The organism is Pseudoalteromonas sp. Z9A4 (assembly GCF_011378845.1).
Taxonomy (GTDB): domain Bacteria; phylum Pseudomonadota; class Gammaproteobacteria; order Enterobacterales; family Alteromonadaceae; genus Pseudoalteromonas; species Pseudoalteromonas arctica.
Genome location: NZ_WTLA01000004.1, coordinates 141747 through 158995, shown reverse-complemented (window position 1 = coordinate 158995; position 17249 = coordinate 141747). Strand labels below are relative to the sequence as shown.

The window sequence follows — 17249 nt, the reverse complement described above, 5'->3', positions numbered from 1 at the left end:
CTAGCAGTTCAGAGTACAAGTGTACGCTAGAAAGCTGACCACTTAGGTGATTAAATTCGCGTAAAATAGAATGCAATTAAGTATTAAGCTAAGGGAATTACCCATGAGAAGAGCTGTAATTACAGGTATCGGTGTTGTATCAAGCATTGGTAACAACAAAGAAGAAGTATTAGAATCGTTAAAAACGGGCAAAAGCGGCATCGCTTTTAACCAAGAATTTGCCGATTACAAGTTACGTAGTAACGTATCGGGTAAAATTGATATTGACGTTAAAGCACATGTTGACCGCAAAGCAATGCGCTTTATGGGCGATGCTGCTGCATATTCTTATATTTCGATGACTCAAGCAATTGAAGACTCAGGTTTGTCTGACGACCAAGTATCAAATGAGCGCACGGGTATTATTGTTGGTTCTGGCGGTGGTTCGTCTAAATGGCAGGTAGAAGCTGCTGATATTTTACGTGAAAAAGGCGTAAAACGTGTAGGGCCTTATATGGTGCCACGTACTATGGCGAGCACTACATCTGCTTGTTTAGCAACACCCTTTAAAATTAAAGGTGTTAACTACTCAATTAGCTCTGCATGTGCAACATCTGCGCATTGTATTGGTAATGCAGTAGAACAAATTCAATTAGGTAAGCAAGATGTTGTTTTTGCTGGTGGCGGTGAAGAACTACACTGGACATTGGCAATGGAATTTGACGCTATGGGCGCACTTTCTACTAAGTACAACGAAACACCAGAAAAAGCGTCTCGTACATACGATGCAAATCGCGATGGTTTTGTTATATCTGGCGGCGGCGGTATTGTTGTAGTTGAAGAACTTGAACATGCACTTGCACGTGGCGCGCACATTTACGCTGAAATTGTTGGCTACGGTGCAACATCAGATGGCTACGACATGGTTGCTCCATCTGGCGAAGGTGCAGCACGTTGTATGCGCCAAGCTATGCAAGATGTAGACAGCATTGATTACCTAAACACGCATGGTACATCTACACCTGTAGGCGACGTTAAAGAGCTTGGTGCGATTCAAGAAGTGTTTGGTGGTAAGTCACCAATGATCAGCGCAACTAAAGCAATGACGGGTCATGCCCTCGGTGCTGCAGGTGTTCACGAAGCTATCTTCTCAGTATTGATGCTAGAGCACAGCTTTGTAGCGCCTTCAATTAATATTGATGAGCTAGATGAGCAAGCGGCAGGTTTAGATATTATTACTGAGCGTCGTGATGTTGAGTTAAATACTGTAATGTCTAATAGCTTTGGCTTTGGTGGCACAAACGCGACTTTAGTTATGAGTAAGTACAAAGGTTAATTTGAGCTTATAAGCCCTAAATATGTAAACACATATCTGGGCTAAATAGCTTAAAACAAAAAAGGAAAGCCGAGGCTTTCCTTTTTTATTATCGAAAGTTAAATTAACCTTCGTTATGTTCTTTACGTGCTTGCTCAATTTCGTCAGCAATTTCTTGCGCTTTGTGCTTAGTTTTTTCAGTTAACTCGCCAGCAGCTTCTTTGCTTTTAATCCACGCATCAACCGCAATCTCTTTGCCGTCGTCGTACATGTCTAAGCCCATTGTTTTACTTTGCTCTAATAGCTCGTTTAAAGACTCATCATTTTTAAGATCGTTAGTTGTCTCTTTAACGTCGTTCCATGCATCACCAAGCTTTTCTTGCATTTGTGCGCTTTTATCTTTTGCATCTTCTTTTACTTCGTTGGCATCTTCACAACCAGTTAACGTAATTAAAGTGCCTAATAAAGCTAAACCTGCTAATTTATTCATGTGCTATCCCCTTTAGAGACTGATAATTAATTCGTGGCGGACTATACAACAATGAAAATGAACACACTCGGAACAGAACGATTAAATTTAAAATTAATGCATAAAGATACAGGCTCACAATTATATGAGCAAACGTATTGGGGATTATGGGAAGTAACAATAAAAAAAAGTAATATTTTTATTGGCTATATAATTGTAAAACCAATGGATTTATTTAGTGAATTACCTGATTTTAGTGATATAGAAATTGGTTGGCGATTAAAACAAGAAAGCTGGGGCAATGGCTATGCGACAGAAGCTGCCTGTGCCATGTTTAATGAGATAACTAAGCAACAAGATGTAAAAAAAATCAGTGCGACGGCTAATAAAAATAACCTAGCCTCTATAAAGGTTATGGAAAAGTTAGGCATGCAATTTGTTAAAAACTACACACAAAAAGAACAAGGTGCTGATGTAGCTTCAGTACATTATTCAAAGAGCATAGATTAATAGAGCGTGTGAACGTTATTTCGTATCAGAAAATATCAATACAGATTGCCATAAACAATAAATTAAGGATGTTCCATGGGACTATTTTTCTCTAGAAGCAAGTTTATTGCTAAAAGTTTATTTATTTTACAGCTAAGCGTGTTTAATCTCGCAGCAGAACCTTTAGCGCAAAGCGCGGTCGCAATGCCTGACTCGTTCAGTGCCGATGCTGCTAAAAGTATATTAGAGCAAGGCGGTAATGCTGTTGATGCGGCTATTACGGCACAATTTGTACTTGCAGTGACGCTTCCTGAAGCTGGAAATATTGGCGGCGGGGGATTTATGCTTATTCAAAAAGATGGCAAAGGCGATTTTATAGATTATCGCGAAACAGCGCCAACAGCGGCTCATCGTGATATGTATTTAGATGAGCAAGGTAATGTTATTGCAAACAAATCAATATATGGCATTCACGCAAGCGGTGTACCTGGCAGTGTAGCGGGTATGTGGCTTGCCCATCAAAAGCATGGCACTTTAAAGTGGGAAGCACTAGTACAGCCTGCTGTAACGTTGGCTGAGCAAGGGTTTGTAGTTCCGCCTAAGTTAGCAAAAGGTGTTAGCCATTATATAGCTCATCTAAAAGAGCAAAAAATAAATGTAAACTTTGAAAAATATTTTGCTGATGTAAAAGCCAATAAAGTCTTTAAGCAACCAGAGTTAGCGGCAACGCTAAAGCGTATTCGTGATAACGGCCAAGATGGATTTTATAAAGGCGAAACTGCAAATATTATTGCTAAATTTATGCATCTGCATGGTGGTATTATTAATCAAGATGATTTAAAAAATTATACCGCTAAATCACGTACACCCATTAAAGCAAGTTGGAATGGCTATGAAGTACTTACTTCGCCACCGCCGAGTTCAGGTGGTATTGCTATTTTACAGTGGCTCAAAATGTATGAGTTACAAAAACCAGATGCAGGCTTAGCGCATAACTCGACTCAGTATGTGCACTTACTTTCTGAAATAGGTAAACGTGTATTTGCAGATAGAGCAGAGTATTTAGGCGATCCTGATTTTTTTGATGTACCAGTAAACGCGTTAACTAATATTAATTACCTCAAAGAGCGCAGTAATGGCATTTCGTTGACCGCTATCTCGACTACCGAAAATATTAAACCGGGCCTTAAAGAAAGTGAGCAAACTACGCACTTTTCAATCGTTGATAAAATGGGTAACGCTGTAGCAAATACCACCACAATAAACTTAGGGTTTGGTAGCGGTGTCGTTGTTGAAGGTGCGGGGTTTATTTTAAATGATGAAATGGACGACTTTAGCGCCAAACCAGGCGTTATGAATGTTAGGCGGTAAAGCTAATGAAATACAGCCACACAAGCGTATGTTGAGTTCTATGACACCTACAATATTACTTAAAGACAACACCGTTAAAATGGTGACAGGCTCGCCTGGTGGCACAACCATTATTAGCTCTGTGTACGAATCTATCTTAAATGCGATAGAGTTTGATATGAGTGCAGAGCAGGTTGTAAATAGCCCTCGTTTTCATCATCAATTGTGGCCTAAAAATATAATTAGAACGCACATAGGTTTAACCGATAGCGTGAAAGCAGAGCTTACAAAAATGGGTTACACCATAGACGAGAGACACTTTGGTGACTTACACGTTATTATTAATAAAAATGGGCAATTAGATGCTGCTTCTGAAGCATCAGGGCGCGGTAAATCAATTGTTTTTTAAATAAAAAAACACCGCGCTAAAAAGCGCGGTGTTTAAAATAATAAAAGCTTATTGAGTATCAATTAAATCTTCAACACCCACTATTAGCCATGGAGCATCGTCTGAAATTAGACGCTCTAAGTGCCAAATTCCTAAAATAGGCTGTTCTTTTTTATCGCCTAAATCACGGTACTTACCTTTAAAGCGAACACTAACCTGCCACGATTGCGCATTTGTATCTGCACGCACAAGTTCGGCATCAATAAACATTACTTCAGTGTCTACACTCTGTATAGCTTCACGTTCAGCTTTAAACTCGGCAACAAGCGCAGGGCTTAAGTATTCAGCCATTGTGGTGTAATCGGCATTATTCCATGCAGTTTGTAGCGTATGGTAATGACTACGGGCACCTTGCAAAAAGCCATTAACGTCAAAGTTAGGTGGTAAATTAAAAGGGACACTTTCATCTTGTGGGGCGCTGTTAGCAAAGCCTGTACTTGTTGGTTGCTCGATAGGTGCTTGTTTAAAAGCATTTTGCTGAGCACTTGTACCTGCACTGGCATTTGCAAGTTGTGGGGCACGATTAGCACGTAAAAAGCCTGTTACTAGCTTAAATAAAATAAATAGTCCGCCAGCTAATAAAATCATTTCTAATAGCTGAAAACCTTCAAAATCGTCGCCTAACATTGCTGCAATTAAGCCACCCGCTAAAAGACCACCCAAAACGCCAGCCATAATGCCTTTTTTATTTGATGTGGCTTTAGGTGCTGCTGTTGGGGTTGTTGTATCTGCTTTTTGTTTTTGTGCTGTTTGTTGTGTTGCAGGAGTTTGTCCGCGTTTACTACTGCCAAACTTTTTACGTGTGTGTGCATCAAAACTGGCAGTACATAATAATGCCAATAATGAAAAAATAACGATGATGTTCTTCATGAAATTCCCTAATTAAAATCGAGCCGCGATTATAATTTACTTTCTTAAGGAGTTTAATTAATTACTTTAAAAATCAGAGGTTTTGAGTATAAAAGAAAAAGTTTATTGGTGGGTATATAATCAAAAAACCGCTTAGTAGGGACTAAGCGGTAAATTTGTTTATTTTAAAGCCAACGAATAGCGCCAGTAACGCGTTCGTTATAAGTATTTAGAGGTGCTCCAACACTTGCCACTAAAATAGTATCTGCTTGTGAGCCTCGGTTAATATGACCTTCAAAGCGCTCATCGCGGAAATTATCATCGCCAAAACCAAATGATTTATTTTCAGAAGGTACTATAAATACCGTCATAGGACCAAAGTCAGACTCAAATATCAAATGTAGCCCTTTTTCGCCTTTAAAATCACAAAACATAGCGTAAGTTACATCACCAGGAAGCTCATCAAGATGACCACCTAATACTGCAAGCTTGTCGTTAACGCTTTGTAGGCTAATGGGCTCTTTTTTATCAAGCGCACTAATTTCGTAGTACACATGGGCAAGCGCATGCTCACCCGCTTCGTGTGCAATATTTTGCTCTGTACTAAAAAAGAAGGCACTAATAGCCACTACAAAAGATGCAGCTAATGCAAGATGCACGCGGTCAAGCTTAAAACGCGAGCGGGCATCAACTACATTTTTTCCTGTTGCTTGCTCTTCTTGTAGTGCTTTTTCTTTTAACGATGTGTTTAAAAGAATGCGGTCTGCAAGGTTTTCAGGCACAGGTATATCTAAAGAGTCTTGAATAAATTTATCAAAATCTTTCATATCATTAATAAAACTTTGTCGCTCTGGGTTATTGTTAGCAAACTCCATGAGCTCCTTGTCAATGTCGTTTGGCTGCGCAATAGTGCGGCGACGAAACTCAAGTTCATCCATTATTTTGATGCCCCTTTAAGTTGTTCATCATCACGGCTTAAAGCCTCTTTAAGTTGATTTCGGGCACGGTATAAACGAGTCATTACCGTGTTTTTATTTAAATTAAGTATGCCAGCGATCTCTTCACCAGAGCAGCCCATTACAACTTGTAGTAATAATGGCTCTCGGTATTCATCAGATAGCAGGGCGATCTGGCGTTGGATAACCGTTTGCTCCATTTCATCATCTAATGAGTGGCTGGTTTCATCAACAAGCGTATCGTTTTCTACGTCGCTGTAATCAAACTGTTTACGTTCAAATCGGCGCGCATTTTCTCTTCGTAATATAGTAAGCAGCCAAGGTTTAGCTGCCTTTTGATCAAGTAAAGAGTCGAGAGAACGCCACGCGCGTAAAAACGTTTCTTGTACTAAATCATCTGCTATGTGCGGATCACGGCATAACCAATAAGCAAAGCGATAAAGCTCTTTATTGTAAACGTGGACCAAGGCTTCATAACGCTTTTGTTTCTCTGCCATATCGATTAAGACCTGATTGTTTGATTTTTTCTTTCCAAGCATAAGCACTTTTTTAATTAAAAATTATTATTTATTGCAAAAAAAGACCTGAGTATCGTAGTTATTAATCATAAAGGTCTTTTAATACAGCTTGTTGCGACTTTGATGCTTGAGTTTGATAGTTCTCAAGAATTTTAATAATAGCATTAAGATCCGTGTTTGCGCCTTTATTACTATAAAGTTGTGCCTGCAATTGGCTAATGAGGCCATTAAGCTCGCTGCTGTTTACGCGGATGCAAAGTTCATCAATAGCGCCAACATTTTTGTGAGTCACCTTTACAGAAAAACTATTTAATGCGGTGTAAAAAGCTTTCACATCGTGTGTTTTAGCGAGCGTTTTAAGCTCATTTAAGCTCGGCTGAGAAATATCACGGTTGTTTGGTTGTAATTTCTCAGTCGTATTTTTAGTAGAACGGGTCATTAAGTAAAAAATTACAGTACCAATCCATAAAATATACCCTAAAGCGGCAACAACTATTAACCAAAGAGGAGTATCACTTTTAGTTTCAATACGTTGTGTGCCTGTCGCTTCATTCGAAATATTTTCAATAGCAGGTAAATTGTTTGGGTTTGATTGTGGGTTTGCCACGGCGGTATTAGGTGCGGTACTACTTGGCGTTACCGTTATAGTGCGCTTTGGCAATGTAGCTACGCTAATACGGTTCATTTTAGTATTAAACCAAGGCAGCTGTATTTCAGGTAAAGTGTAAGTACCTGGTTTTTGCGGCAGTAATGCATACGATGCAGTTTGCTGCGATACAACGCGTCCGTCACGTACTGCATTGTTATTTTCTTTTTTATCAGGGTAGCTGCGTATGCCATCAATGGTAGGCATAGAGATTTCAGGTAATTGCTCTTTTGTAACCCCAAGCGCTGTAAGTGTAATAGTACGTGTTATAGGCGTACCTACTTCTACGGTGTTGTCGTTAGGTTGCCATTCTTCATCAAGACTAACCAGCTCGCTTGGTAACCATGCACCTTTATAGTCACTCGGAATTGGTTTGATTTCTACTTGCTGATCGTCGCCAAGAGCTGATACTTCTAATTGACGATAATTTTGTTGTACTCGTCCTTGAAAAGCGGGGCCTGCAATAGTGTACGCACCACTTTTTTGTGGCTGAATCAAATACTCGCGAGTAATAACAAGGTAGCGTTTACCATCAACAAGCTCATAGCTTTCAGTTTGTTTACCCAATTGGGTTAGCTGAGCATCTTCCATACTTGGTGTGCTTAAGCTACCATCAAGCAGTTCTTTCGCAAGGTAAAGCTTAATAGTGTAAACACCGGCTTCTTGGACAAACAATGAATTACTCGAGAGCGACGTTTTTAAAAATATTTCATTATTTTTATCTGCATCAACTGAGCGTTTTGCCACTTTTAATTTAATAGGCTGTGAGGTTAACCCTGCAACGCTAAATGCAGGAATAGTGTAATCGCCCTCTGCACGGGTCATTAATTTAACCGACCACGTGGTTTGTTTATTAATGCTGCCATTAATAATGTTGGTACGAGAGCTTAAGCTTGTTGGGCCTACCACAAAGTCTTTTAACAGCGATGAGGTGTCTGGTTGCTCGCCTTTAACTGTATCGTCTACGGATATATTAAGCATAAAAAATTCACCCGCTAAAACAGGGTTTTTATCTACGCTGGCTTCTAATTTGGTGGCAGCCCACGAAGGCATCGCACTTAATAGCAATAAACAGCAAAATAATCGCATTACCATGATTTTTCGACTCCTGTAGGGCGACGTTTATATTGTCTTTTTTGGGCTTCTAATTGCATTTTATTCCGTAATAAAATAGCCGGATCGTCCGGGACTTTTCTAAGTAGTTGATTAAGCTGTTGTGCTTTTTCTTTTTCTTCATTAGTGAGCTCACTTGCTTGGGCTTGCATAGCTTGTTGCTGAGCATTTTGTTTTTGCTCATCAGTAGCAGGTTGCTCACTCATTGTTTGTGGCTTACTTTGTTGTTGCTCGTCTTGAGGCTGGTCAGCGTCTTTATTTTGCCCTTGCTCACTTTGTGGCTGAGCTTGCATATCAGGTTCATTTTGCTTGTCTGATTGCTCGCCAGGCTCACCTTGTTGATCTTTTGATTGTTCAGACTCTTTATCTGATTCTTTATCAGATTCTTCATCGCTTGAGCTTTGACTTTCGTTTTCGCCTTTTTCAGAATCGCTTTTATCACCATTTTGTTGCTTATCCTGTTTTGACTCATCAGAATTTTGCCCTTGGTTTTGCTCATCTTTTTTCTGGCTATCATCTTGGTCTTGAGAGTCGTCGCCGTCGCTTTGCTGATCTTGCTGGTTTTGTTGCTCTTGTTGATTGAGTAATTGTTCAACTAAAGCTTGGTTGTCAGTTGCTTGTGTAAAGTCGTCTTGTAAGGTTTGGGCTTGTTTGTAGGCTTCAATGGCGTCCTCAAGCTTGCCAGCTTTGGCGAGGGCATTACCGTAGTTGTATAAACCGCTAGCCGACTTATCATTACTAAACTCATTAAGTGCAGCATCAAAATTACCTTGCTGGTAAAGCGCCGCGCCTTTTAACTCACTCGATTGCGCCTGTGTTGCTGCATCGTATTCTTTATTTTTGTAAGCCTCTAATGCACGTTGATCTGCATTTTGCAAAAGAGTAGGAAGCTCTACGGCATACGCATTTTGCTGCGGTAAAAAGCTAAAGGCTAAAAAAGCCCCCAGCAAGGCAGCGCGTCTAAATAAATACAAACCAAATGGCAGTAATAACAAGAGTCCGTATATACCTGCATCTATTCGCCAAAGTGCGTGGCTTTGTTTTTCGTCTTTCAATAATTCACTCTGTGCATTTGGGGCAAACGTATTTATGTCGTTATTACTAGGCTGGTAACTAGCAAATTTACCACCACTGCTCGATGCTAAATTTTTAAGCTGACTGGCATTGAGAGTAGGTACTACAATTTGGCCGTATCTGTCTTTCAAAAAACCACCTTCAGGTAACTTAATTGGAGCGCCTTGAGCGGTACCCACGCCATATATATTTAATCTATATTGGGTGTTACTGGTAAAGCTACTCACGTCGCTTTGTTCTTGTTGGTCAATACCGTCGGTCACTAAAATAATGTCGCCATCAATATAACCCGCTTGCGTTAATAGCTCTTTGGCCATATCAAGACCGGCTAAAACGTTTGAGCCTTTGTCTGGCATTATTTCAGGGCTTAAGCTTGGAATTAAATTACTAAGTGTTGTGGCGTCGTTTGTTAGTGGCGATATTATATAGGCCGTGCCTGCGTAAGCTACAAGCGCGGTATCACCTTCTTTAAATAGCTCAATCATATCAAGCGCTTTAAAGCGTGATTGCATTAAACGATTTGGTAAAATATCAGTGCTGTACATTGAGTACGACATATCCATAACAATTACACGGGCACTTTTACTTTGAAATACAGGAACTTGTTTTTTCTCAAAGCTAGGCCCAGCACTAAATAAAATGCCAAGGCTGCAAAACAAAGCAACTAACCAAAGTGGCTGGCTGGCTTTAGTGTTTGCTTCGCTCATTATAAATTGTGCTAAATGCGGTGCAATTAGCTGCTCACTAGTCGTTTTTTTATGCTTAATTAAGGCAACAAAAAATAATGCCACAGCAGGTATGAGTAACCATAAAAGAGCAGGGCGAATAAATTCAAAATCCATTAGTTTGGCTCCTTTAATGCACGCAGTGTACTAAGCATTACTTTTAAGCTAATAAGTAAAATAGCGATAAGTAACGGGTAGTAAAATAATGAGCTTTGTGGGCGAAATGTTTGTTCATCAGCGCTAATAGGTTCAAGTTTATCAAGCTCTGCGTAAATTTGTTGAAGGCCTGCTACATCTTTGGCTCTAAAGTATAATCCGCCAGTTTGCTCGGCAATCTTTTTAAGTAAGCTTTCATCTAAATTACTGCCACTAGAGCCACCCATATTAAAGAGGCTAAAGCCGCGCGGATTATCTGAGCCAACGCCAATGGTGTACACTTTAATACCTTCTTCGCGAGCTAGCAGTAGTGCATCTTCTGGGTTTAAATTACCAGCGGTATTTTGTCCGTCGGTTAATAGCACCACAATTCGGTTACTTTCATCTTTATTGGCAAAGCGTTTTACCGAAAGACCCAATGCATCACCAATGGCTGTTGCGCGCCCCACTAAACCAATTTGCGCTTCACTGAGCATTTTACTTACTGTTTTAACGTCGCGCGTGAGGGGGGTTTGTAAAAATGCGGTGTCGCCAAATAATATCAGCCCAAGCCTGTCGCCTTGACGCTGCTCTATAAAATCACTGAGTACGGCTTTTACCATGGTAAGGCGGTCAACATATTGGCCATTGTAAGCCATGTCTTGTTCGGTCATCGAGCCTGATAAGTCAACTGCTAACATTATATCGCGCCCTTCATTTGGTAATGAGATTGGCTCATCTAACCATGTTGGATTGGCAGCGGCAGTAACAAGTAATAACCAAATTATCCATTCGAAAGGATTTAAACGTCGTGCGTGTGGCTCAATGCTTTGGCTGGTTAAATTGTGCTTTGCAAAACTGGGTATACGTAAACGCGTACTGGCATTACTTGCCGCGGGTTTTAATAGTAAAAGTAATAAAGGCAAGGGCAGTAATAAAAATAACCATGGCCAGCTAAATTCAAACATTTACTGACTCCTTTATTTTAAATTGCTTAATACCTTGGCGAAATTTTTCGCACAGTGTTGTATCTTTTTGGCTGGGATTATACAAGCTTAGTATTTCTTGTTCTGTAAAGCTCAAACCGGTGAGTGTATTAAGTGTTGTGCACCATTTAGAGGTAGATTGCGCAGCAAGGCGCTTGTCGTAATATTCAATCACTAAACGTTTTAAAATAATATGCAGTTGCTGAGGATTTTGCTCACTTTGGCTCAATTGTATTGCGTAGCGTTTAGGCTTTTTAAATTTATGTTTTTTGTAAAATATATAAATAGCTGCGCACAGTGCTAAAAACAGCAGTGCAATAATAACCCACCAAGCAGGGGCGAGTGGCCACCAATTAACTTGGCTTGGCGCTATTATATCGTGCAGGCCATCGAGTGGATTGGTTTGCATGGTTATTTTCTCACTAATTGCAGCTCAAGCGGTGTTGCTGCATTGAATGATATTAAATTAAGACCCGATTTAGTTAAGCGATTAAAGCGCGTACTAAATGCTTGCTCAGCATTTTTAGCAAAGCGTTCTCTAAAGCTGTTATCCATTAATGGTAGGGCAAAGTCTTGACCATTTGCATTAACGGTGACTGCTTGCTTAAACGCAGGTAACTGATGCTCAAATGGATCGCTTATATGGCAACCAATCAGCTCGCAGTGGCGGCTTAATATTTCGAGTTGCTTAAAGCTCGCATCATCCAGAGCATTAAAATCAGACACTAAATACACTAAGCTACCTGGTTTTGCTAAATGATTTAGGCGCTTTAGGTTATCGCTAAAGTTGTTAGGGGCTGTTTTATCAATGTTGTTGAGTGCTTGCTGGTGGTTGTCGCATAAATTATGACAAAGCTTAAGGACTGCTTTTTCACGGGCGCTGGGCTTTAACTCCAAATGCGAGTGCTGATTAAACACAATACCGCCAATTCTATCGCCGCGCTGACACGCCGACCATGCAACAAGAGCGCTTATATGCGCAGCTTGCACCGACTTTAACAGTAACTTTGAACCAAACAGCATTGAGTTAGAAAAATCAGTAAATACAAACACAGGGCGCTCTTTTTCTTCTTGAAAGAGCTTTGTGTGAGTCTCGCCGGTACGCGCAGTAACTCGCCAATCAATAGAGCGAATATCGTCACCTTGCTGATAATGTCGCACTTCGGCAAATTCCATTCCTCGGCCTTTGTGCGGTGCAAGGTATTGCCCTGTTAAGGTGTTTTTTATTTTTACCTTAGGGGCAAGTTCAAGCAATTGCGCTTTGGCTTTGTAATACATCAGCTCTTTGAGTGCTAAATTAACACCGTGGCTATGGCTCTGTTTGAGCCATGCTTGGGATTCCAATTGTTTTTGCATAACTTATGGTACGGCTACAAGTTCAACTATACGGCTTATTACTTGATCTTTAGTAATGCCATCGGCTTGGGCTTCGTAACTTAAAATAATGCGATGACGCAGTACGTTATGCACAACAGCTTGAATGTCATCAGGTGCTACAAAGTCACGGCCTTGAAGCCATGCATGAGCACGAGCACATTTATCAAGTGCTATTGTTGCACGCGGACTTGCACCAAATTCAATCCAGCTACCTAGTTGCGCATCTAATTTAGCGCCTTCACGGGTGGCAATAATAAGTTGTACTAAATATTGCTCAAGCGGCTCTGCTAAATAAAGGCCTAGTATCTCTTTACGAGCTGCAAATAAATCGCTTTGACTAATTTTTTGCAATACCGGCTGTTGCTCGTTAAGTGCTTCGCCGCGCGTTAAACGCAGTATATCAAGCTCATGCTCTGCGCCAGGGTAACCAATACTTAGGTGCAGTAAAAAACGATCCAGCTGGGCTTCTGGTAACGGATAAGTCCCTTCTTGCTCTAGCGGGTTTTGTGTTGCCATAACTAAAAACAGCTCGCTAAGCGGATAGGTGTTTTTACCTACGGTAACTTGGCGTTCAGCCATGGCTTCTAATAATGCTGATTGTACTTTGGCTGGTGCACGGTTAATTTCGTCAGCTAAAATTAGGTTATGAAAAAGAGGGCCTTTTTCAAATACAAACTCGCTGGTTTGTTGGCGGTAAATATCGGTACCTGTTACATCAGCCGGTAATAAGTCTGGCGTAAACTGTACGCGCTGAAATGAGCCTTCAATGCCTTTAGCAAGTGCATTAACCGCACGTGTTTTTGCAAGCCCAGGAGGGCCTTCTACTAATAAGTGACCATCAGCTAAAATAGCAATAAGTAGCGCTTGTGTAAGCTCTGGCTGGCCAATGATTTGTGTATCTAAGTACGTTTTTAATTGTGAAAATGCGTTAGCTGCCATAATAAGTGGACTGTCCTCGTCAGCTGGGTTTGTACCTAATAGTGTTAGGTGATAAATACTGACCTATTTATAAGGTTTATAATTGGGTAACTCAAGAGTTAGACTGTATTTTTTAAAATAGTTCGTTATTTTTTAACGATTTTTAGCGTACCACAAAACTTTGTAAATGCGTCTAAAAAAGCCTATTGTGATAGTCGTAATTAAACACTATTTATATAAATTTGTGTTTTTCTATTGGCTTTAGCACACGGGTTGTTTAGAATCGAGGAAAACAAACAGGTCAGACCTGTCAGCGGGAGAGCATAAATGTCTAAGCAAAACATACTAAAAACACCAAAGGGCGACCGTATTGCCATAGTTAGCGGCTTACGTACACCTTTTGCAAAGCAAGCAACAGCGTTTCACCATGTACCTGCACTTGATATGGGTAAATTGGTGGTTAACGAAATGCTTGAACGATTAAATTTCAACAAGTCAGAAATTGATCAACTTGTATTTGGTCAAGTAGTACAAATGCCAGAAGCGCCAAATATTGCACGTGAAATTGTATTGGGCACAGGTATGCCGGTATCGGTTGATGCATATTCTGTATCGCGCGCATGTGCTACCAGCTTTCAGGCTATTGCTAATGTAGCTGAGTCTATTATGGCGGGATCTGTAAGTGTAGGTATTGCAGGCGGCGCAGATTCGTCATCAGTATTGCCAATTGGTGTAAGTAAAAAGCTAGCAGGCAGCTTAGTTGATTTAAATAAAGCGCGTACGCTTGGTCAACGCTTAAAAATATTTTCAAAACTGCGCTTAAAAGATTTATTACCAGTGCCTCCTGCTGTTGCAGAGTACTCAACAGGCCTTTCAATGGGGCAAACTGCTGAGCAAATGGCTAAAACACATAATATTAGCCGTGAAGATCAAGATGCGTTAGCGCATCGTTCTCACTCACTTGCAACGCAAGCATGGGCTGATGGAAAGTTAAAAGATGAAGTAATGACGGCACATTTACCGCCATATAAAAGCTTTATTTCAGAAGATAACAACATTCGTAAAAACTCAACGGTTGAAGGCTACGCCAAGCTTAAACCTGTTTTTGACCGTCAGCACGGTACTGTTACTGCCGCAAATGCAACACCATTAACTGATGGTGCAGCGGCCGTACTTATGATGAGCGAAAGCAAAGCAAAAGCACTTGGCTACGAAATACTAGGTTACGTACGTAGCTTTGCATTTTCGGCAATTGGCGTAGAAAAAGATATGTTAATGGGCCCAGCTCATTCAACGCCTATTGCACTAGATAGAGCGGGTATTACGCTTGCTGATCTAGATTTAATTGAAATGCACGAAGCGTTTGCATCGCAAACACTTGCCAATATGAAAATGTTTGCTTCAGACAAATTTGCACAAGAGCATTTAGGTCGCAGCAAAGCAATTGGCGAAATTAACATGGATAAGTTTAACGTTAACGGCGGCTCTTTAGCATATGGTCACCCATTTGCAGCAACAGGTGCACGCTTAATTACGCAGAGCTTACACGAGCTTAAACGTCGTGGTGGCGGTTTAGCATTAACAACAGCGTGTGCTGCTGGTGGTTTAGGTGCAGCCTTTGTATTGGAGAGCGCGTAATGACAGATTCAGTATTTAATTTAGCGGTAGATGAAAATAAAATCGCCGTGGTAACGATTGATGTGCCGGGTGAGAAAATGAATACCCTGCGCAGCAGTTTTGCCGATGATTTAAAAGTATTACTAGAAGACGCTAAGTCGCAAAATGTAAAGGGCATGGTATTTATAAGCGGAAAAAGCGATAACTTTATTGCTGGCGCCGATGTAAAAATGCTTGATAGCGTTCAAAAGCGTGAAGATGCTTTAGCTATTAGCGAGCTATGCCATAAAGCATTTTTTGATATGACAAAGCTGCCATATACAACAGTTAGTGCAATTCATGGTGCTGCATTAGGTGGTGGTTTAGAGTTTGCTTTAGCGTGTGATTACCGTATTGGTACCGACAGTGATTTAACAAAAATTGGTCTACCAGAAGTGCAACTTGGTTTACTACCTGGTGGCGGCGGTACCCAGCGTTTAACTAAAATTGTCGGCATTCAAAAAGCACTTGAGTGGATGCTAACCGGTAAACAAATTCGTCCTACGCAAGCTAAAAAAGCAGGCGTGCTTGATGATTGCGTACCGCACAGTGTGCTGCTAAAAGTTGCAAAAGAATTTGCGACTAAGAAAAAGCCACAAGCAAAAGAGCCAAAGCTCGACAATATTAGTAAATTATTAGAGTCAAACCCGTTTGGTCGTAACTTTATCTTTAAAAAAGCCAAAGAAAACGTACTTAAAAAAACGGGCGGGCACTACCCAGCACCACTAGCTATTATTAAAGCAGTGCGAGCTAGTGTAGAGCTTGATGAGCTAAAAGCGTATAAAACAGAAGCTGAAAGCTTTGCAACACTTGTAATGAGTGACGAATCTAAAGCGCTTCGCGGTATTTTCTTTGCAACCACTGAAATGAAAAAAGAGTGGCGCAATGATGACGCACCCGCAATAAGCAAAACTGCTGTTTTAGGTGGTGGACTAATGGGCGCAGGCATTGCGCACGTAAGTGCTGTTAAAGCTAAAGTACCGGTACGTATTAAAGATGTAGCAGAGCAGGGCATTAGTAATGCAATGAGCTACACCTATAAAATTTTAGACAAGCGCCTTAAGCGTCGTATTATGTCTAAAGCTGATGTGCAGTTAACAATGAACCGTATTACAGGTACAACTGACTACAGTGGCTTTAAACACATTGATTTAGTAATAGAAGCGGTGTTTGAAGATCTTGCTCTTAAGCAAGGTATGGTTGCAGACGTAGAGCAGCAATGCCAAGCAAATACAATTTTTGCAAGTAACACGTCATCATTACCAATATCGCAAATTGCAGCCCAGGCAGCACGTCCCGAAAATGTAATTGGCTTGCATTACTTTTCACCAGTGGAAAAAATGCCATTAGTGGAAATTATTCCACACGAAGGTACGTCTCAAGAGACCATTGCCCGCGTTGTTAACTTTGCACGTAAGCAAGGCAAAACGCCAATTGTTGTAAAAGACATGGCCGGTTTTTACGTCAACCGTATTTTAGCGCCTTACTTAAACGAAGCTGCTAACTTAATGTTAGCAGGCGAGCCAATTGAAAAGATTGATGCAGCGCTTGTTGAGTTTGGTTTTCCGGTAGGACCGCTGGCTCTACTTGATGAAGTAGGTATTGATATTGGCTCTAAAATTGCCCCAATTCTTGAAAAAGAATTAGGCGAGCGTTTTAAAGGCCCTGATGCATTTATGCGTATGATTGATTCAAAACGCCTTGGCCGTAAATCGGGTCGTGGTTTTTATGAATACGATAAAAAAGGCAAAAAGGTTGATGAGTCAGTTTACGAACTATTGGGTGTTACCCCGGCTCCACGTTTAAACAAGAGCGAAATTGCTAAGCGTTGTGTATCGCAAATGCTTAACGAAGCAGTACGCTGTTTAGATGATGGCATTATTGCCAGCCCACGTGATGGCGATATCGGTGCAATATTTGGTATTGGTTTTCCACCATTTTTAGGTGGCCCGTTTAGATATATGGATAAATTAGGCGCGAGTAAAATAAGCTCTGATATGTCTACATTAGCTAACAGCGATGCTAACTTTGCACCATGTGAATCACTGGTAACAATGGCAAGCTCTGGTGCTACTTTTTATAACGCAACACATGTTGAGGTTGTAGCTCCTGAAGTACAAAGCACTGAGTTACAAGAGCAAAGTGTAACTGAGCCTGAAGTTACCAAAGAGATTGAAGCGAAAGAATAAAGTTTCTGCTATATAAAAAAACCGCATTTAAATGCGGTTTTTTTATAGTTTTTATAA

At 40.6% G+C, this 17249-nt stretch carries 14 protein-coding genes and 1 pseudogene; 5 read left to right on the top strand and 10 right to left on the bottom strand.

What is annotated here, in order from left to right:
* The first annotated feature begins 103 nt into the window (after positions 1 to 103).
* On the top strand, positions 104 to 1315 hold the full coding sequence (fabB, locus tag GQR54_RS05400) for a beta-ketoacyl-ACP synthase I (protein WP_166376779.1): 1212 nt from the start codon (positions 104 to 106) through the stop codon (positions 1313 to 1315).
* A 103-nt stretch (positions 1316 to 1418) separates the two neighbouring features.
* Here the strand turns inward: fabB and GQR54_RS05395 are convergent, their stop codons facing one another.
* Positions 1419 to 1784 (bottom strand): hypothetical protein, encoded by a 366-nt coding sequence (locus GQR54_RS05395; RefSeq protein ID WP_166376778.1) that lies wholly within the window; start codon positions 1782 to 1784, stop codon positions 1419 to 1421.
* A 51-nt stretch (positions 1785 to 1835) separates the two neighbouring features.
* Here GQR54_RS05395 and GQR54_RS05390 point away from each other — a divergent pair, with 51 nt between their 5' ends.
* Positions 1836 to 2273: a GNAT family N-acetyltransferase gene (locus GQR54_RS05390; RefSeq protein WP_166376777.1), complete on the top strand. Its 438-nt coding sequence runs from the start codon at positions 1836 to 1838 to the stop codon at positions 2271 to 2273.
* Positions 2274 to 2348: 75 nt separating this feature from the next.
* Positions 2349 to 4011, top strand: a pseudogene (ggt, locus tag GQR54_RS05385) (gamma-glutamyltransferase).
* Positions 4012 to 4059: 48 nt separating this feature from the next.
* Here ggt and GQR54_RS05380 read toward each other — a convergent pair.
* From GQR54_RS05380 to GQR54_RS05340, 9 genes are all read right to left on the bottom strand, one after another.
* Positions 4060 to 4920: a TIM44-like domain-containing protein gene (locus tag GQR54_RS05380; RefSeq protein ID WP_166376776.1), complete on the bottom strand. Its 861-nt coding sequence runs from the start codon at positions 4918 to 4920 to the stop codon at positions 4060 to 4062.
* A gap of 164 nt (positions 4921 to 5084) precedes the next feature.
* On the bottom strand, positions 5085 to 5837 hold the full coding sequence (locus GQR54_RS05375; RefSeq protein WP_024608912.1) for a DUF3379 family protein: 753 nt from the start codon (positions 5835 to 5837) through the stop codon (positions 5085 to 5087).
* Positions 5837 to 6394 carry a sigma-70 family RNA polymerase sigma factor gene (locus GQR54_RS05370; protein ID WP_032827217.1) on the bottom strand — a complete coding sequence of 186 codons (558 nt, stop codon included), beginning with the start codon at positions 6392 to 6394 and terminating at the stop codon, positions 5837 to 5839. Before GQR54_RS05370 ends, GQR54_RS05375 begins: the two co-directional genes overlap by 1 nt.
* 61 nt (positions 6395 to 6455) lie before the next feature.
* A complete protein-coding gene (locus GQR54_RS05365) occupies positions 6456 to 8114 on the bottom strand; it encodes a BatD family protein (RefSeq protein WP_166376775.1) in 1659 nt (552 codons plus the stop codon).
* Complete coding sequence (locus GQR54_RS05360; RefSeq protein WP_166376774.1) at positions 8108 to 10048, bottom strand: VWA domain-containing protein; 1941 nt, start codon at positions 10046 to 10048, stop codon at positions 8108 to 8110. The genes GQR54_RS05365 and GQR54_RS05360 overlap by 7 nt, the downstream gene beginning before the upstream one ends.
* Positions 10048 to 11034, bottom strand: coding sequence for a VWA domain-containing protein (locus GQR54_RS05355; RefSeq protein WP_033028574.1), 987 nt, complete (start codon positions 11032 to 11034; stop codon positions 10048 to 10050). Before GQR54_RS05355 ends, GQR54_RS05360 begins: the two co-directional genes overlap by 1 nt.
* A complete protein-coding gene (locus GQR54_RS05350) occupies positions 11027 to 11461 on the bottom strand; it encodes a DUF4381 domain-containing protein (RefSeq protein WP_004335624.1) in 435 nt (144 codons plus the stop codon). Before GQR54_RS05350 ends, GQR54_RS05355 begins: the two co-directional genes overlap by 8 nt.
* Before the next feature lie 2 nt (positions 11462 to 11463).
* A complete protein-coding gene (locus GQR54_RS05345; protein ID WP_010554656.1) occupies positions 11464 to 12408 on the bottom strand; it encodes a DUF58 domain-containing protein in 945 nt (314 codons plus the stop codon).
* 3 nt (positions 12409 to 12411) lie between these two features.
* Complete coding sequence (locus GQR54_RS05340) at positions 12412 to 13368, bottom strand: MoxR family ATPase (RefSeq protein WP_024598407.1); 957 nt, start codon at positions 13366 to 13368, stop codon at positions 12412 to 12414.
* Between the two features lie 306 nt (positions 13369 to 13674).
* On the opposite strand from GQR54_RS05340, the gene fadI reads away from it, so the two are divergent.
* Together fadI and fadJ are read left to right on the top strand one after the other, a co-directional pair.
* Entirely contained in the window at positions 13675 to 14985 is a 1311-nt protein-coding gene (gene fadI / locus GQR54_RS05335; RefSeq protein WP_024608908.1) for an acetyl-CoA C-acyltransferase FadI, read from the top strand.
* The gene (gene fadJ, locus GQR54_RS05330) at positions 14985 to 17192 is read left to right on the top strand and encodes a fatty acid oxidation complex subunit alpha FadJ (protein WP_166376773.1); all 2208 of its coding nucleotides are present in this window, start codon (positions 14985 to 14987) and stop codon (positions 17190 to 17192) included. The genes fadI and fadJ overlap by 1 nt, the downstream gene beginning before the upstream one ends.
* Positions 17193 to 17249 lie beyond the last annotated feature (57 nt).